The organism is Mesorhizobium sp. CA6, from assembly GCF_020165035.1.
Classification (GTDB): Bacteria; Pseudomonadota; Alphaproteobacteria; order Rhizobiales; family Rhizobiaceae; genus Mesorhizobium.
In genome coordinates this window covers 1-17,830 of sequence record NZ_JAIUHI010000003.1, presented here as the reverse complement: position 1 = coordinate 17,830, position 17,830 = coordinate 1, and the positions used below count along the sequence as shown (strand labels likewise).

14 protein-coding genes are annotated in these 17,830 nt (G+C 65.4%); 4 read left to right on the top strand and 10 right to left on the bottom strand.

The features are described from left to right. The first annotated feature begins 49 nt into the window (after nucleotides 1-49). The 4 genes from LB526_RS04525 (at nucleotide 50) to LB526_RS04510 (ending at nucleotide 4,071) form a co-directional block, all read left to right on the top strand. Entirely contained in the window at nucleotides 50-1,594 is a 1,545-nt protein-coding gene (locus LB526_RS04525; RefSeq protein ID WP_224626928.1) for a sugar ABC transporter ATP-binding protein, read from the top strand. Further along, entirely contained in the window at nucleotides 1,591-2,577 is a 987-nt protein-coding gene (locus tag LB526_RS04520; protein WP_224626442.1) for an ABC transporter permease, read from the top strand. Before LB526_RS04525 ends, LB526_RS04520 begins: the two co-directional genes overlap by 4 nt. Next, on the top strand, nucleotides 2,574-3,560 hold the full coding sequence (locus LB526_RS04515; RefSeq protein ID WP_140846303.1) for an ABC transporter permease: 987 nt from the start codon (nucleotides 2,574-2,576) through the stop codon (nucleotides 3,558-3,560). Before LB526_RS04520 ends, LB526_RS04515 begins: the two co-directional genes overlap by 4 nt. Nucleotides 3,561-3,663: 103 nt before the next feature. Next, complete coding sequence (locus LB526_RS04510) at nucleotides 3,664-4,071, top strand: hypothetical protein (protein WP_224626440.1); 408 nt, start codon at nucleotides 3,664-3,666, stop codon at nucleotides 4,069-4,071. Between the two features lie 185 nt (nucleotides 4,072-4,256). Here LB526_RS04510 and LB526_RS04505 read toward each other — a convergent pair whose 3' ends face one another. The 10 genes from LB526_RS04505 to LB526_RS04460 all read right to left on the bottom strand — a co-directional run. After that, a complete protein-coding gene (locus tag LB526_RS04505) occupies nucleotides 4,257-6,926 on the bottom strand; it encodes a nitrate reductase (RefSeq protein ID WP_224626438.1) in 2,670 nt (889 codons plus the stop codon). 3 nt (nucleotides 6,927-6,929) lie between these two features. After that, nucleotides 6,930-7,259 carry a nitrite reductase small subunit NirD gene (gene nirD, locus LB526_RS04500; protein WP_224524629.1) on the bottom strand — a complete coding sequence of 110 codons (330 nt, stop codon included), beginning with the start codon at nucleotides 7,257-7,259 and terminating at the stop codon, nucleotides 6,930-6,932. Nucleotides 7,260-7,264: 5 nt separating this feature from the next. Then, the gene (nirB, locus tag LB526_RS04495; protein ID WP_224626435.1) at nucleotides 7,265-9,715 is read right to left on the bottom strand and encodes a nitrite reductase large subunit NirB; all 2,451 of its coding nucleotides are present in this window, start codon (nucleotides 9,713-9,715) and stop codon (nucleotides 7,265-7,267) included. Between the two features lie 16 nt (nucleotides 9,716-9,731). Then, the gene (locus LB526_RS04490) at nucleotides 9,732-11,033 is read right to left on the bottom strand and encodes an MFS transporter (RefSeq protein WP_224626432.1); all 1,302 of its coding nucleotides are present in this window, start codon (nucleotides 11,031-11,033) and stop codon (nucleotides 9,732-9,734) included. Between the two features lie 64 nt (nucleotides 11,034-11,097). Next, nucleotides 11,098-11,274: a twin-arginine translocation signal domain-containing protein gene (locus LB526_RS04485; protein ID WP_224626430.1), complete on the bottom strand. Its 177-nt coding sequence runs from the start codon at nucleotides 11,272-11,274 to the stop codon at nucleotides 11,098-11,100. A gap of 320 nt (nucleotides 11,275-11,594) precedes the next feature. Next, nucleotides 11,595-12,821 (bottom strand): CmpA/NrtA family ABC transporter substrate-binding protein, encoded by a 1,227-nt coding sequence (locus LB526_RS04480; protein ID WP_224626926.1) that lies wholly within the window; start codon nucleotides 12,819-12,821, stop codon nucleotides 11,595-11,597. A gap of 2 nt (nucleotides 12,822-12,823) precedes the next feature. Beyond that, nucleotides 12,824-13,426 carry an ANTAR domain-containing response regulator gene (locus LB526_RS04475; protein WP_140727844.1) on the bottom strand — a complete coding sequence of 201 codons (603 nt, stop codon included), beginning with the start codon at nucleotides 13,424-13,426 and terminating at the stop codon, nucleotides 12,824-12,826. Nucleotides 13,427-13,563: 137 nt separating this feature from the next. After that, entirely contained in the window at nucleotides 13,564-14,880 is a 1,317-nt protein-coding gene (locus LB526_RS04470) for an HlyD family type I secretion periplasmic adaptor subunit (RefSeq protein WP_224626429.1), read from the bottom strand. A gap of 11 nt (nucleotides 14,881-14,891) precedes the next feature. Then, the gene (locus tag LB526_RS04465; RefSeq protein ID WP_224626924.1) at nucleotides 14,892-16,616 is read right to left on the bottom strand and encodes a type I secretion system permease/ATPase; all 1,725 of its coding nucleotides are present in this window, start codon (nucleotides 16,614-16,616) and stop codon (nucleotides 14,892-14,894) included. 37 nt (nucleotides 16,617-16,653) lie between these two features. Further along, the coding region (locus LB526_RS04460) for a VCBS domain-containing protein (RefSeq protein WP_224626427.1) at nucleotides 16,654-17,830 on the bottom strand (1,177 nt) is incomplete at its 5' end.

Here is a 17,830-nt window from a genome sequence, read left to right as displayed (position 1 = left end):
CCTGCATCGGTTTTTGGAACGAGAACCACACGATTTGACAACAAACCCGTTGCCGCAAAGCCCTCTCCTCGACGCCACCGGCGTAGCGAAGAACTATGGTGCAGTTGCCGCGCTGCGTAACGCCTCGCTGTCCGTGCTGCCGGGCGAGGTGCATGCGCTGATGGGCGCCAATGGCGCCGGCAAGTCGACGCTGGTGAAGATCCTGACGGGTGCGATCAAGGCGGACGCCGGGCGCATCCTGATCCGCAGCCAGCAGCTCGATGTCCGCTCGCCCGCCGCCGCCCGCCGCGCCGGCCTGCTGCCGGTCTACCAGGAACCTTCGCTGATCCCCGACCTCGATGTCCTATCCAATCTGCGGCTCACCGGCACGCCGGTCGAGCCGTTCCGTGCATGGGTGCGCGAGCTCGGCATTCCCGACCTCGATATCCGCGAGACGGCGCGTCATATCCCCTTGGCCATCCTGCGCGTGCTTGACTTGGCGCGCGCGCTCGCCGTCGAGCCCGACGTGCTTCTTCTCGACGAGATGACCGCCGCACTACCGGCGAACCTCGCTGAGAAAGTGCTGGAAGTCGTGCGCCGCCAGGGCGACGCCGGCCGCTCCGTCATCTTCATCTCGCACCGTTTCGTCGAGATCTCCGCGCTCTGCGACCGCGCCACCGTGCTGCGCGACGGCGCAACCGTCGGGGTCGTCGACATCGAGCCGGGCATCGAGGAAAGAATAGTCGAGATGATGCTCGGCACCCGCATCGAGAAGACGCGCGTCGCCGCGCGCGCGGCGAATGAAGGGGCGGTTGCCGGCGACGGTTGTCCGCGATTGTCGGTCCGCAACCTGCAGCTAGGCACCAAGCTCAACGACGTCTCCTTCGATCTCGCCAATGGCGAGGTCGCCGGCGTCTTTGCACTCGAAGGTCAGGGCCAGGACGAGCTCTTCGCCGCGCTTGCCGGCTCGATCCGTCCGACCGGCGGCAGCATCGAAGTCGACGGCGCGCCCGTCAAATTTTCGCATCCGAGCGACGCCATCCAGGCCGGCATCGCCTATGTGCCGGGCGACCGCGCCGAGGCCTTGGCCATGCAGCGTTCGGTGCGCGAGAACATTGCGCTGCCCTTCAGCGCGGCGCCGCGTAAATGGGGCCCGATCCGCATGCGCCGCGAGCAGGTGGTGGTTTCCGGCGCCATCGGCAGGTTGCAGATCGACACCCGCGCCCAGGGCGAAGTGCAGCGCCTGTCCGGTGGCAACCAGCAGAAGGTGACCATCGCTCGCTGGATCGCCGCCAACGCCCGCACCATCCTTTGCTTCGACGCGACGCGCGGCATCGATGTCGGCACCAAGCAGGAGATCTACAAGCTGCTGCGCGAGCTCGCCGGCCAGGGTAAGTCGGTGCTGTTCTACACATCCGAGATGGAAGAGGTGCAGCGTGTCTGCGACCGCGTCATCGTCATCTTCGGCGGCCGCGTCGTCGACACTTTCCCGGTCGAAGACGCCGACGAAGCGGCTTTGATGCGGGCCGCCTACGGCCTGCCGCGCGGCGCCAGGGCGGATGTCGGCATCCTTGCCGAGGTCAAACCTGGTTCCAGCGCCGAGGCCGCGTCATGAGCCGCTTCTTGCGCAACCAAGGCTGGGTGGCAGGCCTGTTCGCCCTGCTGATCTTTGTCTTCGTCGTCACCAAGCTGATCCAGCCGAGCTATGGCAGCGGCGACTTCGGTTCGCTGGCGCGGGCGGTTCTGCCTTACGCCTTTGCCGTCGCGGCCCAGACCGTCGTCGTCATCGCCGGCGGCATCGATCTGTCGGTCGCCGCCATGATGGCGCTGACAAGCGTGACCGCTGCCTCGATGATGAACGGCGCCGGCGAGGAATATGCATTGTTCGTCGTGCCCTTCGTGCTGGCCATGGGGCTGGTGCTCGGCGCGCTGAACGGCGTGCTTATCGTCGTCACGCGGGTGCCCGACATCGTCGTCACCTTGGCCATGCTGTTCGTGCTGCAGGGCGCGGCGCTGCTGGTGCTTGGTGCTCCCGGCGGCGCCGCCGCCGAGTGGCTGAAGGCAAGCGTCATCGGCACCGCGCCCATCCCCGGCCTGCCGGACTGGGCCGACGCCTGGGTTCCGAAAGCCCTGGTGCTGCTCGTCGTCTGCCTCTGCATCGTGTGGATTCCGCTTAGGCGCTCGCGGCTTGGCCTCTCCATCTATGCCATCGGCAGCGATGAGCTCGCCGCCTTTCGCAGCGGCGTGCCGGTGGCGCGCACCAGGATCGTCGCCTATGCGCTCTCCGGCCTGTTCGCCGCGATGGGCGGATTGTCTCTCACCATCAGCACCGGCATCGGCGCGCCCATTCCCGGGCCTTATCTGCTCGCCAGCGTCGCCGCCGTCGTGCTGGGCGGCGTCGCGCTCGGCGGCGGCAAGGGCGGCCTGCTCGGGCCGATCATCGCCGTCTTCGTGCTGCGGCTGGTGCGCACCGATCTGACGCTTCTGGCCATCGATCCGAACGTGACCGCCATCATCGAAGGCGCGATCATGGTCGCGGTCGTGATGTTCGGCGCCTTCATCACCATCCGCGGCCGTCCGGTAGGAGCAACGCCATGACCGACATCGCGACCATGCCCCAGCCGGTCTCGTTCGGGCGCCGCTTGAAGCGCTTCATGGCGGACCGGCCGCTCATCCCGCTGATCATCCTTTTGATCATCCTCGTGGCGATCCTGCAGGTCCTGCGTCCGGGCATCGTCAACGAGCGCTGGATCGCCAACACGGCGAAATTCGCCATCCCGCTGGCGATCCTCGCCGGCTGCCAGACCATGACCATGCTGACCGGCGGCATCGACCTTTCGGTCGGCACCGTGGCGACGATGAGCGCCTTCATCATGGCGACGCAAATCGTCAACCAGGATCCCGCGGTGGCTTTCCTGCTGGCCATGCTGCCCGCCGTGCTGATCGGCTTCGTCAACGGCATCGGCGTCGGCGTGTTTCGGGTGCATCCGCTGATCATGACGCTCGGCACCAGCCTGATCGGCACCGGCTTCCTGCAGGTCTACCAGCGCACCGTCATCGCGTCCGGCGCGAAAATCCCGGATTTCCTCAACTGGTTGGGCACCGGCCTCACCTACGGCTTTCCCAACGCGCTCTTCCTGTTCGTGCCGGTGGCGGTGCTGATCGTCTTCATGCTGAACCGCACCGGATTCGGCCGCCTGCTCTATGCCGTCGGCGACAACGAACGCGCCGCGCGCCTGTCAGGCGTCCGCTACTGGCAGGTGATCACCGCGCTCTATGTCCTCTCCAGCCTGCTCGCCGGCATCACCGGCCTGCTCTATATCGGCCTGATCAAGGCGCCCTCGCTGTCGCTCGCCGAGCCGCTGGTGCTGCCTTCGGTGGCGGCGGCCGTCATCGGCGGCACCTCGATCTTCGGCGGCCGCGGCGGCTACACCGGCACCATCGTCGGCGCGCTGATCCTGACGGTGCTGACGACGCTGCTCACCATCCTGCAGATGCCCGAAGGCGGCCGCCGCATCCTGTTCGGTTTCATCGTGCTGTTCGTGACGGCGGCGTATTTGAGGATCATCGAGGATCGGTAGTATTTGAGCTAAGGCATGTCGCGCAAAAGTGTGCAGCGGTTTTGCGGCAACGACATGCACAAAATAAGCGGCTCATCCCTGTCGCATCGGAGAGGCACCCCTTATGGCCGAGCGTTCGCGTGCTGCTGCAAACAGTCCCGCCGACGATGACCCTCGTCTTGCGTTCATCTACCAGGAGGCGGTGAGAGGTCTCACCCATCAGCAGACCGTGGTGGAGAACATGAGCACCCGCGCCGGGAGCCTGATCTTCGCCACAGCATTCGCGAATTCGCTGCTCGGCGGCGCGGCCCTTTCCGACGGGCTCGGGCTTTGGGAATGGATTGCGGTGTCCCTGCTGTTCAGCATCGGCGGGCTTATCGTCTTCATGCTTTGGCCTTATCACCAATACTCATTCCGCTTCGATCCGGAAGAACTGTTGCATCAATATGTCGATGGCGACGGGCCTGCATCGATGTCGGCGATGCACCGCGCCCTTGCTCTTCGCATCAAGGCGGACATGGCCGCGAACTAGCGAATTATCCAGCGCCTGCGCGTGGCTCTGCAGATCGCGCTGCTCTTTCTGCTGCTCGACATTCTGGCCTGGCTCTTGGCGATCGCGGGCGTCTGAGCCGAAACCGCGCTGTAGCCTTATGCGGGACCAGTGCAGAAAGACCCGGAGTAGAACGTTTCGAAGCCGGCGACGGCGACACGCATGAATTACTCGGCTGCCTGCACACGGCGGGCGTCGATGATCGCCCTGATCTCCGAGCGGCATGAGCCGCAATTGGTGCCCGCGCGCAGCGTCGAGCCGATCGCTTCGAGGCTGTCGCATCCCGAGGCGACCGCCGAAGCGAGCTGGTTGGCGCCGACATGGAAGCAGGCGCACACGACGCGCCCGATCGCAGGCACGGGCACCGGCGAGCGACCGGACAGAAGCGCGTGCCGGTCTGTAGCCGAGAGCGGCTGGCGCGTGGCGAGCAACGACACCAGCCAGTCCCGCATGGGCAACTGGTCCGGAGCGGCGACCAGCAGGGCTTCGGCCATGGCGCCGCCTTCGTCGATCGCAGCGGCACGATAGGCGAGCCCGCGACGGTCGGTGTATTCCAGGAGCTGATCCCGTCGCTGCGCGCCGAGCAGCTTGCGCGCCAGGAGAATGCCCTGGTCCGGCGGCTCGGTTCCGGTGAGCTCGTAAACCCATCCGCCCTCGACAGCATGCCGGCTCCAATGGACGAAACCGGTCGGCCTGAGATCGCGCCGCGTGATGAGCACACCCGCCCAGCCAGCCTCTTCCCGCGCGATCCTGGCGGGGACATGCTTGAGCTCCGGCTGGCCGGAATGCGGATCGGTGACCGGTGAGGACAAGAGGCCGGCTGCTGCCCTGGCCGCGAACTGGCCGCTCCAATGCATGGGCATGAAGGCTTGGCCGCGCCGCTGCGCGTCGGCCACGCGCACCCTGGCGCGGACAAAGCCGAAGCGGGTTGAAAGATGAGCGAGATCGCCATCCTTGAGCTGATGCGCGGCCGCGTCCGCCGGATTAAGATCGACCGCGGGCTCCGGCGCATTCGCCATCAAACGCGGCACGTTTCCGGTGCGCGTCATGGTGTGCCACTGGTCGCGCAGCCGGCCGGTGTTCAGGGCAAGCGGATAGTCCGCGTCGACCGTGAAGGCCGTCGCCTCCTGCCGCACCGGCACGAAACGCGCGCGGCCGTCTTGTGTCGCGAAACGGCCGTCGGCGAACAATCTCATCTGGTGGCCGCCTCGCTCCGACGCGGGCCAATGGCGCGGCACGAAGGCGGAATAATCTTCATCGCTGAGATCAGCCACGCCGCCAAGGTCGAACAGACGCTTGCCGTCGTTCTCAAAGGCGGAGAGTGCTGCATGCTCGCGGAAGATCGCGGCCGGCGTCCGGTAGGCGAAGGCCTCGCCAAAGCCCATGCGCGCGGCGACCTCGCAGATGATACGCCAGTCGGCTTTCGCCTCGCCGGGCGGCGGCAGGAACGGCCGCTGGCGCGAGAGGCGCCGTTCCGAATTGGTGACCGTACCGTCCTTCTCACCCCAGGCGGCGGCCGGCAGCAGCACGTCGGCATAGCGCGTGGTGTCGGTGCGGGTCACATCCGAGACGGCGACGAAATCGCATTTGGACAACGCAGCGCGCACACGCGAAGCGTCGGGCATCGAGACTGCGGGATTGGTGCCCATGACCCACAAGGCCTTGACGCGGCCGTCCGCGACCGCCTGGAACATGTCCACGGCTTTCAAGCCGCCGCGCCGCGCGGCGTTTGGCGCATTCCAGAAGCGGGAAACCCGGTCGATATTGGCCTCGTCCCCGAAGTCCATGTGCGCGGCGAGCTGGTTGGCCAGCCCTCCGACCTCGCGCCCACCCATGGCGTTCGGCTGCCCGGTGACCGAGAACGGCCCCATGCCGGGCCTGCCGATGCGGCCGGTGGCGAGATGGCAGTTGATTATGGCGTTGACCTTGTCGGTCCCGTGCGCCGACTGGTTGACGCCTTGGCTGTAGACGGTCACCGCTCGCTCGGTCTCGACGAAGAGATCATAGAAGGCCTGGACGTCGGCTGCCGCCAGCCCGCAGCCCTTTGCCACGCGCGCGACCGACGGCGCATCGGCACCGGCCAAGGAAGCTGCGGCATCAAAGCCCGAGGTACTCTCGCGGATGAAATCGGCATCGATCTTTCCGGCCTGCATGAGATGCGCAAGCAGCCCGTTGAACAGCAGCACATCCGTGCCCGGATCGAGCGCCAAATGCAGGTCGCATTCGTCGGCGGTTGCGGTGCGGCGCGGGTCGATGACGACGATCCTGGTTCCGCGTTCCTTTCGCGCCGCGAGCATGCGCTGATAGAGCACCGGATGGCACCATGCGGTGTTGGAGCCGGTGAGCACGATGAGGTCGGCGCACTCGAAATCCTCATAGACACCGGGAACGAGGTCCTCGCCGAAAGCGCGGCGATGACCGGCGACGGACGACGCCATGCAGAGCCGTGAATTGGTGTCGATATTGGCCGAGCCGATGAAGCCCTTCATCAGCTTGTTGGCGACGTAATAGTCCTCGGTGAGCAACTGGCCGGAGACATAGAAGGCGACAGAGTCCGGGCCGTGCTCGGCTACAGCCTGCGAGAATTTCGCGGCCACAAGGTCGAGCGCTTCGTCCCAGCTCGCCGGCCTGCCGCCGATTTCCGGCTGCAGCAAGCGGCCTTCGAGGCCGAGCGTCTCGCCGAGAGCCGAACCCTTCGAGCAGAGCTTGCCGAAATTGGCCGGATGATCGGGGTCGCCGCGGACGGTCGTCGTGCCGTCCGCGGCGACCTCGGCGAGCACGCCGCAGCCCACCCCGCAATAGGGGCAGGTGGTCCTCACCTCGCGTGCTTCTTGCATGCCTCAGGCCGCTTTCGAGGACAGCGCTTCGAGCGCGATGAACAACCGTTCGCCCTCGACCTTGACCGGGATAGTCCGGACCGAGCCTTCGTCGGCACCAAGCGCCTTGCCTGTCTCCAGCGAGATCACCCAATTGTGCAGCGGGCAAGTCACGGCAGCGCCATGGACGATGCCCTGGCTGAGCGGCCCGCCCTTGTGCGGGCAGTGGTCGTCGATGGCAAACACCTTGTCGTCTGCCGTGCGAAAGACGGCGACCTTGCCTTGCGGTGTCGCAACGCAACGCGCACCGCGCGGCGGAATATCGGTGATGGAGCCGATGGCGATCCAGTTCATATTGGTCACTCCGCCGCCTCCGCGAACCCGACCGACGCCATCGGCCTGAACTCATGCTTGTCCTTGCCGGAGACGCGCTCCGACCACGGATCGACCTGCGCGAATTTTTGGCTGAAGACGAAGCGGTCGAAGAGCGTCCTGCGGCGCTCGGCATCGTCCAGGATCTGCTTCTTGATCTCGGCGGTGCCGATCCGCTTGGCCCATTTGTAGATGCGCTCCAGATAGCGGGCCTGCTCGCGGTACATCTGGACGAGCGCCACGATCGCCTCCAGCGCCTCGTCCTCGGTCTTCACCAGCCCCAGCACTTCCGTGCCCTTGATGTCGAGGCCGGCGGCGCCCGCGAAGTGGATCTCGTAGCCAGAGTCGACGCACACCACGCCGACATCCTTGCAGGTCGCTTCCGCGCAGTTGCGCGGGCATCCCGACACCGCCATCTTCACCTTGGCCGGCGTCCAGGAACCCCACATGAACTTCTCGATACGGATGCCGAGCCCGGTCGAATCCTGCGTGCCGAAGCGGCACCAGTCCGAGCCGACGCAGGTCTTCACCGTGCGCAGGCCCTTAGCATAAGCATGTCCGGAGACGAAGCCCGCCTTGCCGAGATCGGCCCATACCGCCGGCAGGTCTTCCTTGCGGATGCCGAGCATGTCGATGCGCTGGCCGCCCGTCACCTTGACCATCGGGATATCGAACTTGTCGACCACGTCGGCGATGGCGCGCAATTCGCCGGCGCTGGTGACGCCGCCCCACATGCGCGGCACCACTGAATAGGTGCCGTCCTTCTGGATGTTGGCGTGCACGCGCTCGTTGATGAAGCGCGACTGGTAGTCGTCGGCATATTGATCCGGCCAGTCGCAGACGAGATAGTAGTTGAGCGCCGGCCGGCACTTGGCGCAGCCGCAGGAGGTCTTCCACTCCAGCTCCTGCATGACAGCGGGGATCGTCTTCAGGCCCTTTGCCTTGATCAGACGCCGCACATCGTCATGGCCGAGGCTCGTGCAGCCGCACATGGGCTGCACCGCCGCCGGATTGTAAGCCTCGCCCAGCGTGAGTTTCAGCAGTTGCTCGACGAGACCCGTGCACGAGCCGCACGAGGCCGAGGCCTTGGTGTGGGCGCGCACGTCGTCGAGGCCGGTCAGCCCCTTGGCCGTGATCGCGCCGGTGATCTTGCCCTTGCAGACGCCGTTGCAGCCGCAGATTTCCGCATCATCCGCCAGTGCCGCAACGGCCGCCAAAGGGTCCGAGGAAACGCCTCCCTGGAACGCCTGGCCGAAGATCAGCGTGTCGCGCATCTCCGATATGTCGGTCGCCTTCTTCTTGAGGTCGTTGAACCACGCGCCGTCGGCCGTCTCGCCGAACAAGACGGTGCCGATGATGCGGTTGTCCTGCAGCACCACACGTTTGTAGATGCCGGCCGACGCGTCGCGCAGGATGATCTCCTCGCGGTCGTCGCCGTCGGCGAAGTCGCCCAGCGAATAAAGGTCGATGCCGGTGACCTTGAGCTTGGTCGGCGTATCGGAGTGGACGAAGTGCCTGTCCTCACTGTCCGTCAGTTTGGCTGCCGCCACCCGTGCCATCTCGTAGAGAGGCGCGACCAGCCCGTAAACATGGCCGCCGACTTCGGCGCATTCGCCGAGCGCCATGATGGCGGGGTCGGAAGTCCGCATGCGGTCGTCGACGACGATGCCGCGATTGACCTCGAGCCCAGCCTCCTTGGCTAAAGCGGTGCTCGGCCGGATGCCGACCGCCATCACCACCAGCGTCGCCGGAATGATCGTGCCGTCCATAAGCTCGACACCCTCGACCTTGCCGTTGCCGACAATGGCCTTGGTGTTGGCCTTGGTCATGACCTTGATGCCGCGCGCCTCGACGGCTTTCTGCAAAAGGTAGCCGGCGGCGGGATCGAGCTGGCGTTCCATCAGCGTCGGCATGACGTGCAGCACGGTGACGTCCATGCCGCGCTCTTTCAGACCGGCCGCGGCTTCGAGGCCGAGCAGGCCGCCGCCGATGACGACCGCTTTGGCGCGCGACTGCGCGGCAAGCAGCATGGCGTTGACGTCGTCGAGATCGCGGTAGCTGAGCACGCCGGGCAATTCCTTGCCCGGAACCGGAATGATGAAGGGAACCGAGCCGGTGGCGATGACCAGCCTGTCGTAGCTCTCGGCGACGCCGTGGTCTGAGGTGACGGTCTTGGCCTCCCTGTCGATGGCGACGATCCGGTGACCCTTGTAGAGGGTGATGCCGTGCTTGATGTACCAGCCGTCGCCATGGATGACGATTTCCTCGAACGCCTTCTCGCCCGAAAGCACCGGCGACAGCATGATGCGGTCGTAGTTCACGCGCGGTTCGGCGTTGAAGATGGTCACGGCGTAGCGGTCGGGCGCGGCTTCCAGCAGGTGCTCCAGCATCCTGCCCGGCGCCATGCCGTTGCCGATGATGACGAGTTTCTCGGTCATGTCGCTCTGCTCCGATCTATTCGGCGGCGTAGGAAAGGGATGCGTTGTTGACGGCGGCGGCGCGCTCCATCCGGCGGATGGTGACGTGCATCCAGACCAGGCAGGAGACGACGATGAGGAAGAGCAGCATGAAGCAGCTCGACCAGACCCCGGTGAGATCGTTCAGCGCGCCGAAGGCGATCGGCAGGATGAAGCCGCCGAGCCCGCCGATCATGCCGACCACGCCGCCGACCGCGCCTACGCTCTGCGGATAATAGGCGGGGATGTGCTTGTAGACGGCCGCCTTGCCGAGGCTCATGAAGAAGCCGAGCACGCAGGCGACGCCGATGAAGGCGAGCGGGCCGATCTCGAAATGGAAGGGGATCGGCCCGCTGATGCCGCGCACGACATAGTCTGCCGAGGGGAGAGACAGAACGAGTGTCGCGACGGCACAGACGCTGAAGGTCCAGTAGAGCACGGTGCGGGCGCCGATGCGGTCGGAAAGCACGCCGCCATAGGCGCGGAAGATGCTGGCGGGGATCGAATAGGCGGCGCCGATCATGCCGGCGGTGGCGATGCCGAAACCGTAGACGCCGATCAGGTAGCGCGGCAGCCAGAGCGACAGCGCCACGAACGCGCCGAAGGAGAAGAAATAGTAGAACGCGAAGCGCCAGACCCGCAGGTTCTTCAGCGGCGCGAATTCCTGCCAGAAGCTTCTTGCGGGCATCGCCTTGCCGGCGCGGCGCTCGCGGATGACCGGATCGTCGCCGGTGGTGAACCAGAAGATGACGGCCATGACGACCAGCGCCGCGGCCCAGATCAACGCCACCGACTGCCAGCCCCAGGCGAGCAGCACGAAGGGCGCCAGGAACTTGGTGACAGCGGCGCCGACATTGCCGACGCCGAAAATGCCGAGCGCAGTGCCTTGTTTTCCGGCCGGGAAGAAGCGCGAGACATAGGCGACGCCGACGGCAAAGGAGCCGCCGGCAAGGCCGACGCCGAGAGCGGCCAACAGCATCTGCTCATAGGTATGCGCAAAAGCGAGCAGGAAGGTCGCGATCGCCGCGGCGAGCATGGTCGCTGTGTAGACCAGGCGTCCGCCATAGCGGTCTGTCCAGACACCGAGCACCATGCGCACGAGCGAGCCCGTCAGGATCGGCGTGCCGACGAGCAGGCCGAACTCGGTCTCGTTCAGGCCGAGCTCCTGCTTGATACGCACGCCGATGATGGAAAAGATCGTCCACACCGCAAAGCACACGGTGAAGGCGATGGTGGACATCACGAGCGCCTGCCTTGAAGCACTGTCCTGGCTGGGCGCGGCTGGGAGGTTTGCGGTCATCTTGGGCTCCGGTTTGCGGCGTGGGAGGCGCCGCGCGTTGTGTTGATCAGAGGCGCGGCATCAGTCAGCGGGGCGAGACCGGGACTTGCGCGGTCACCTGCGGGCTTTTGCCTTCGGTTTGGTGATTGGCGGGAAAGAGCAGGAGCGCGGCAGTGAAGAGAGCCGCGGTCAGCGCGCTGCTCGCCAGGAAATCGCGACGGGTGAAATCCTTGAGCAATGTCGTTGCGATCCGCTTGGTCATCGTCGTCTCCGGTCCAAAACGAAAAAAGCCGCCGTCCAGGCCTCGCGCGTCCGTACATCCGGGATCGCGCATTGACCTGAGCGGCAGCTTTGCCTGTGGCGCCCGCCATTGGACGCCTGTTCCATTGCCCGCGAACGGGCTCGATCACTTCAAAGCACGAAGCGTGCCAGTTTCGTTCGGAAGCGGAATTTCAAGGAAAATCAATGACGTGGGAGCTTTGCCCTTCGACCGGACCGAGCGGCGGCGCGATCAAACATTGATCAATGGCACAGGCATTGCGCATAAATTTTGTGCAATGCACAAGAATGGCGCGCAAATGATCAGGCGCGCCGCTGGCCGGCAATATAGGCGTCTATCCGGTCCGGATCGAAGATCTGGCCGTCGAAAAATCCGTCGGGGCCAAGGACCAGGCTTGCTCCCGCGGAGCCGACCGGCGTTGCCATCCTCAGCGCGCCCTCCACCTTGGCATTGGCACCGGGCAAGGCGACGCCAAGCGGCCTCAATGCCGCGCGGTAGAGATCGGGCCGATAGCAGTCGCGGGCGATGGCGAGGTTTTGCGGCGTATGCGGCAACTGCCCCCAACGCACCATCTGCGTGTAGAACCAGAGCGCATGGCTCTTCCAGGGAAAGTTGGCCGCCTTGTCGAAGGGCAAGAAGAAATCCTCGACGCGCCGTGCCGCGCCCCCGCCAAGTTGAAGCTGCCCGGTCAGGGCCGGCATCTGGATCGCCTCCGGCTGGCCAAGAAAGTCGGGCCGCGCCATCAGCGCCGCCAGCTCACCGCGGTGTGCCGGGTCCTGACACCAGCGGGCGGAATGATGCAGCGCCCTCAGCAGCGCCGCCAGCGCGTCTGGGTTCTGTTCGGCCCACATCTTGCGCACCCCGATCACCTTTTCCGGGCTGTTGCGCCACAGCAGCGCCTTCACGGTGACGATGTGGCCGGTGCCCGCCGCGACGGCGGCGCTGTTCCAGGGCTCGCCGACGCAATAGCCGTCGATGCGGCCGGCGGCCAATGCATCGGCCATGAAGGGCGGCGGCACGATGACAATCTCGATGTCGCGGTCGGGATCGACGCCGCAGGCGGCGAGCCAGTAGCGCAGCTCGTAATTGTGCCCGGAATGCGGATGCACGACGGCGAAACGCAGCGGTTCGCGGCCGGCGGCCGCCCGCTCGCGGATCAGTGCGCCGAGCGCTGCTCCGGCGCGCGCCGGATCGAGGTCAGGTGCTGCGCCATGCGCCGCCATGCCTTGCCACACCGCATTGGAAACAGTGACGCAGTTGCCGCCGAGCCCGAGCGAGAACGGCACGATGGTCTCGGAAGCAAGCGGCGTGAGGCCGAGGCTGCAGGCGAGCGGCATCGGCCCGAGCATATGGGCGACATCGAAGTGGCCGATGGCGATGCGGTCGCGGATATTGGCCCAGGAGGTCTCGCGATGCAGCTTGAGCTCGATGCCCTCGAGCGCGGCAAAGCCCATCTCGCCGGCTGCGACCAGGACGGCGCTGTCGAAGAGCGGCATGAAGCCGGCGGTGATCTGATGCGCTGCCGACATGCTCATTCGCCCTCCAGCGGTCCCAGCAATCCCGCCGCCGTCACCAGGCTCTGGGCGATGTCGGCGATCTTGCGGTTCTGGTTCATCGCGGTCTTGCGCAGCAGCGCATAGGCCGCCTCCTCGCTTAAGCCCCGCGACTTCATCAATATACCCTTGGCCCGGTCGATGACCTTGCGGTTCTCGAGCTCGCTGCGCGCCTCCTCCAGTTCGCGCGCCATGCGCGAGAAAGCATTGAAGCGACTGATCGCCATGTCGAGGATCGGCTTGATGCGCTCCTTCTTCAGCCCGTCGACCACATAGGCGGACACGCCGGCATCGACGGCTGCTTCGATCGAGGCCTGGTCGGAGCGGTCGACGAACATCGCGATCGGCCGCTTCACCACGCGCGACAGCTGGAACATGTTCTCCAGCATGTCGCGGTTGGGATTTTCGAGATCGATGACGATGACGTCCGGCTCGATCTCGGCGATGCGCCGGGCGATGCCGGCGACGTCATGGACGACCGTGACATGGCGATGGCCGGCGTCCCGCAATCCGGCCTCGATGATCGAGGCACGGATGCGGTTCTCGTCGATAACAAGGATGGTCAACGAACCGGCGGACATGCGCCTATTGTGCAGGCCGGGCGGAATTGTGCAATGCGGCAATCGACTGGGGTGGATCGCAACCGCCCCCAATGAATGAACTGCTGCGCTATCGCGCCCAACCCTGTGTTGCGGCCAAGGGAGGTTGGCCGCCTTTCTCACTCCTCTCTGAAGGCGTGAGCAAAACTGTCGGCGACCGGCTGGAAGAGATACTCGAGCATGGTTCGCTTGCCTGTAACAACGGAGACCTCCACCGGCATTCCCGGATATAGCTTCACTTGCGGAAGCTTCTTAAGCTCATCGGCGCCCACCTCGACGGTCCCCCGGAAAAAAGTCGCGCCGCTGCGCTCGTCGATCTCTGCGTCGGCCGAAACACGGGTAAGGGCGCCCTTCACCGTGGGCGTGGTTCTCTGCTTATAGGCGACCAGCCGCACCGTCGCCGGCAGACCGGGGCGAACGATATCGATATCCAGGGGCTGAAGCTTGACGTCCAGCACCATCTTGTCCTGATCGGGAACGAGATCGAGAATAATCCCGCCGGGAGGTACAACTCCGCCCGGCGTGAAATATCGAAGGTTCATCACCGCCCCATCTTCCGGCGCAACGACATCGCGGCGCGCCGCGCGCGCGTCGGTCTTCTGAAGCGCCTTTTCGAGCTCGGAGCGTTTGGTCTGGACGTCACGAAGGTCCTCAGCCGCCTTCTTGATGTACGAAAGCCGGCCATTGTCGATCTGCGCATTGGCCTCGGCGATCTGCTGCCGCAAGCTTTCTATGTTCCCACGGTTCGACTCAGCCTCGCCTTGTGCTGCGATGATCTGCCGTTCGAGCTGGAGCACGCGGGACTTCACCCCATAGCCTTTCTTGAGAAGCGTGCGGGCGTCGGCCAACTCTTCCCGCAGAGACGGCAACTGGATCTCGAAGGCCGCAACTCTCGCAGCGAGGGCCGACATCTGGGCATGATACTGGGCGATCCGCTGCTGCCAGACCTCGACCTCCGAAGCCTGAACCTTGGCCTGGTCGCGGAAAATGCGCTCCTGACCGGCAAGGGCCTCGGCGACGGTCGGTTCGCTTCGCCGGGCCGACAGGTCTGCCGGGAATGGAATCGTGCTCAGGCCGTCGCGCTGCGCGATCAGGCGGGCTTCGCCGGCGAGCGCCGCATCGAGTTCACCGCGCACGGCATCGCGGTCGGATTCCGCGTCGAGCCCGTCGAGGCGGACCAGTATCTGGCCCTGCCTGACCTGGTCTCCTTCCCGGACCAGGATTTCCCGGATGATGCCGCCTTCCAGGTGCTGTACGGTCTTGCGGTTGCTGTCGACCTTCACCACCCCGGGCGCGACCGCCGCGCTCGTCAGCGGCGCGGTGGCTGCCCAGAGGCCGAAGCCGCCGAACAGCAGGCCGATGACGGCCAGGCCGCCGAAGACATGGGCGCTCACCGCCGGCCAGGCGGGCGGTGGCGGCGGCATTTCCAACGACAAGGTAGCTTCCGTCACGATCCGGTCCTTTCGGAGCTCACGACCCGAACCTGCGGCGAGGCGGACTGCTGCTCGGGACGGCGCAGTTGCGCAAGCACGCCGTCGCGCGGGCCGAACATCTGCGACTGGCCTTCGTTTAGCACCAGGACGCAGTCGACGTTCACCATCAGCGACGGGCGATGGGCGACGATCACCACGGTCGAACCTGCCTCCTTCATCGCGGCAATCGCCTGGTTCAGGGCTTCCTCGCCGACGGCATCGAGATTGGAGTTCGGCTCGTCCAGCACCAGCAGCGCCGGACGGCGATAGAGCGCCCTGGCAAGCCCTATGCGCTGGCGCTGCCCCCCGGAGAGCACCGAACCCTGCTCGCCTATCTCGGTATCATAGCCATTTGGGAGCCTGAGGATCATCTCGTGCACGCCCGCCATCCGGGCGGCGGCCACGATCTCGGCCGGATCGCCTTGCTCCATGCGGGCGATGTTCTCGCGGACGGTTCCGGGAAAGAGTTCGACGTCCTGGGGGAGATAGCCTACATAGGAGCCGAAATCGGCGCGGTTCCAGGCAAACACGTCGACACTGTCGAGCCGAACCCGCCCCTGCTGCGGCGAAAGCATGCCGACGATCAGGCGGGCAAGCGTCGACTTGCCGGCGGCCGACGGCCCGATCACCGCAAGCACCTGGCCCGGCGGCACGGCGAAGGAGAGGTTCCTGAGCACGGGCTCCTTTGCGCCAGCCGGCATATATGTGACGGCGTCGACCGAGAGCTGCCCCTGGGGACGCGGCAATTCCATCCCCGGCGGGCGCAGCGACGGAGTCTCGAACAGCCGGTCCAGCCGGCGCCAGGCCTCGCGCGCCGCGGTGGTCTGCTTCCAGGTGGCGATAGCCTGCTCGACCGGCGCGAGCGCGCGCGACATGATGATTGACGCCGCGATCATGGCGCCGGGCGAGACTTCGTGGCGCAGCGACAGCCAGGCGCCGAGCCCCAGCACCGCGACCTGCAGGAACATCCGGAATGGCTTGGTGAATGCATTGATCAGGCCGGCCCAGTCGCTGGCAGTTGTCTGCAGCGCGAGCACGGACGCATTGGCCGCGTCCCAACGCCGGGCGAGCACCCCGCCCATGCCCATCCCGTCGATGACTTCGGCATTGCGGAAACCGGCATCCGCCGCTTGGTAGGCGCGCGCGGAAGCGGCGTTGGCCTGCTTGAGCGTGTTGGCCGTCAGCGCGTTGTTGGCAAGGGCGAGGCCGAACAAGATGATCGCACCGCCCAGCGCCAGAAGTCCGAGCAGGGGATGCAGCAGGAAGACGAAGCCGAGATAGAGCGGCATCCATGGCGCGTCGAACAGCGCCATGATGCCGCCGCCGCCAAGATAGCCGCGCAACGTGGCGAGGTCGCGCAGCGCCTCGGTGCGGTAGGAGGAGCCGCGCAACGCGTTCTCAAGCCCGCGGCCCAGCACCTGCGGCGACAGCATGCGGTCGATCCAGGTGCCGAGCTGCACCAGCAACCGGGAGCGGAAGAATTCGAGCGCGCCCATTGCAGCCAGCGCCGCCGTCGTAATCAGCGTCAGATAGACGAGCGTTTCCACGCTGCGTCCCGTCAGCACGCGATCATAGACCTGCAGCATGTAGATCGAGGTCGAGAGCACGAGCAGGTTGATGACGAAGCTGAACCCCGCCACCGCGGCGAAACCGCCGCGGCAGCGGGAGAGAGCAAGCTTTAGGGGAGAGAGGCCTTGCATCATCTTATCTGCCGCCCTCTGTCACTTTTCATGGTTGTCAGGCGCTCAGGTTGAAGTCGTTGGCAGTGAGCGTGGATACCCCCATCAGATGGATTTCAATGATGTGGGCTCCGCCCGCCACACTCTCGGCCGAGGTTCCGGTATTGGCATAAACGACCGTGTTGCCACTCCCGTCGCTCTGCCAGGCAACGGTATGAGCGGCCAGATTTCCACCCGAGACCGTGCCGGTTGCCGTTAGGCCAAGGGCGCTCGCAAAGTCGATGAAGTCGTGACCCGTTGCCGCCGTCCCGTGCTGGAAATCGAGAATGGTGTCGAAGGCCGCACGGGTTGACTCGCTCACCGCCTCGAACCGGAAATGATCATCCCCGGCTCCGCCGCTCAACCAATCGGCGCCGCCAAGACCCTTGATCGTATCGTTGTCGCCTCCGCCGAAGATGTAGTCGACGCCGCTGGAACCTGTCAGCCCGTCGGCGCCGGCGCGACCATCAGCGATGTTCGGGTTCGTGCTGCTGAGAATCATTGTATCGTTCGCCGACCCGCTGTTGCTGTGCCCGATCCAGACGTTAAAGGTCTGGGAGGTAGCTGTTGCGTGAGCGTCTGTTGCAGTCACCGTGAGAGTGCCACTGGCGTCAGACCCTAGGCCAATGCCGGTCGCGGTCAGTTCCCCAGACGTCGAGTTTATATTCCATGTGCCACCCGATATGCTGAACGTTCCTGAGTAAGTAATGCTGTCGCCAGCATCCGGATCAGTGGAAAAGAAATGGCCGAGATCGATGGTGTTTCCATCGGTTGAAGCGGCTGTACTCATGACGAATACGGGTGCCGTCGGCGCATGATTGGTCACTGGCTCGTCGGCACCGTTCACCGTGATGTCGATGACGTGGTCCGTGCCATCTACCGACGTTACATGAATCTGATCATGCGGATGGTCCGCGGAGGTCAGCGCCTGAACGTTGGCGGCCCCATTGTTGAGCGTATAGACCCAGTTGCCGGTGGCATCGATGGTCAATGACCCGTATGTGCCCGCGATCGGATTGCTGCCGTTGTGCACCTGGAACGAACTCTGGCCTGCGTCAGGGTCGTTGACGGTCAGAGCACCGTTTACGGTCAGCACGGCGTCCTCGGTCACCGAACCGCTGCTGGTGCCGGTGATCACCGCCGCGTCGTTGGTGCCGTGGATGGTGACGGTGAGCACCTTGCTGGTGCCGTCCGCG

Coding starts and splice junctions, on each gene's coding strand:
- LB526_RS04515 (WP_140846303.1), top strand. CDS start 2,574: ATGACCGACATCGCGACCATGCCCCAGCCGGTCTCGTTCGGGCGCCGC.
- LB526_RS04505 (WP_224626438.1), bottom strand. CDS start 6,926: ATGCAAGAAGCACGCGAGGTGAGGACCACCTGCCCCTATTGCGGGGTG.
- LB526_RS04465 (WP_224626924.1), bottom strand. CDS start 16,616: ATGCAAGGCCTCTCTCCCCTAAAGCTTGCTCTCTCCCGCTGCCGCGGC.
- LB526_RS04485 (WP_224626430.1), bottom strand. CDS start 11,274: ATGACCAAGCGGATCGCAACGACATTGCTCAAGGATTTCACCCGTCGC.
- LB526_RS04520 (WP_224626442.1), top strand. CDS start 1,591: ATGAGCCGCTTCTTGCGCAACCAAGGCTGGGTGGCAGGCCTGTTCGCC.
- LB526_RS04480 (WP_224626926.1), bottom strand. CDS start 12,821: ATGTCGGCAGCGCATCAGATCACCGCCGGCTTCATGCCGCTCTTCGAC.
- nirD (WP_224524629.1), bottom strand. CDS start 7,259: ATGAACTGGATCGCCATCGGCTCCATCACCGATATTCCGCCGCGCGGT.
- LB526_RS04475 (WP_140727844.1), bottom strand. CDS start 13,426: ATGTCCGCCGGTTCGTTGACCATCCTTGTTATCGACGAGAACCGCATC.
- LB526_RS04490 (WP_224626432.1), bottom strand. CDS start 11,033: ATGACCGCAAACCTCCCAGCCGCGCCCAGCCAGGACAGTGCTTCAAGG.
- LB526_RS04510 (WP_224626440.1), top strand. CDS start 3,664: ATGGCCGAGCGTTCGCGTGCTGCTGCAAACAGTCCCGCCGACGATGAC.
- nirB (WP_224626435.1), bottom strand. CDS start 9,715: ATGACCGAGAAACTCGTCATCATCGGCAACGGCATGGCGCCGGGCAGG.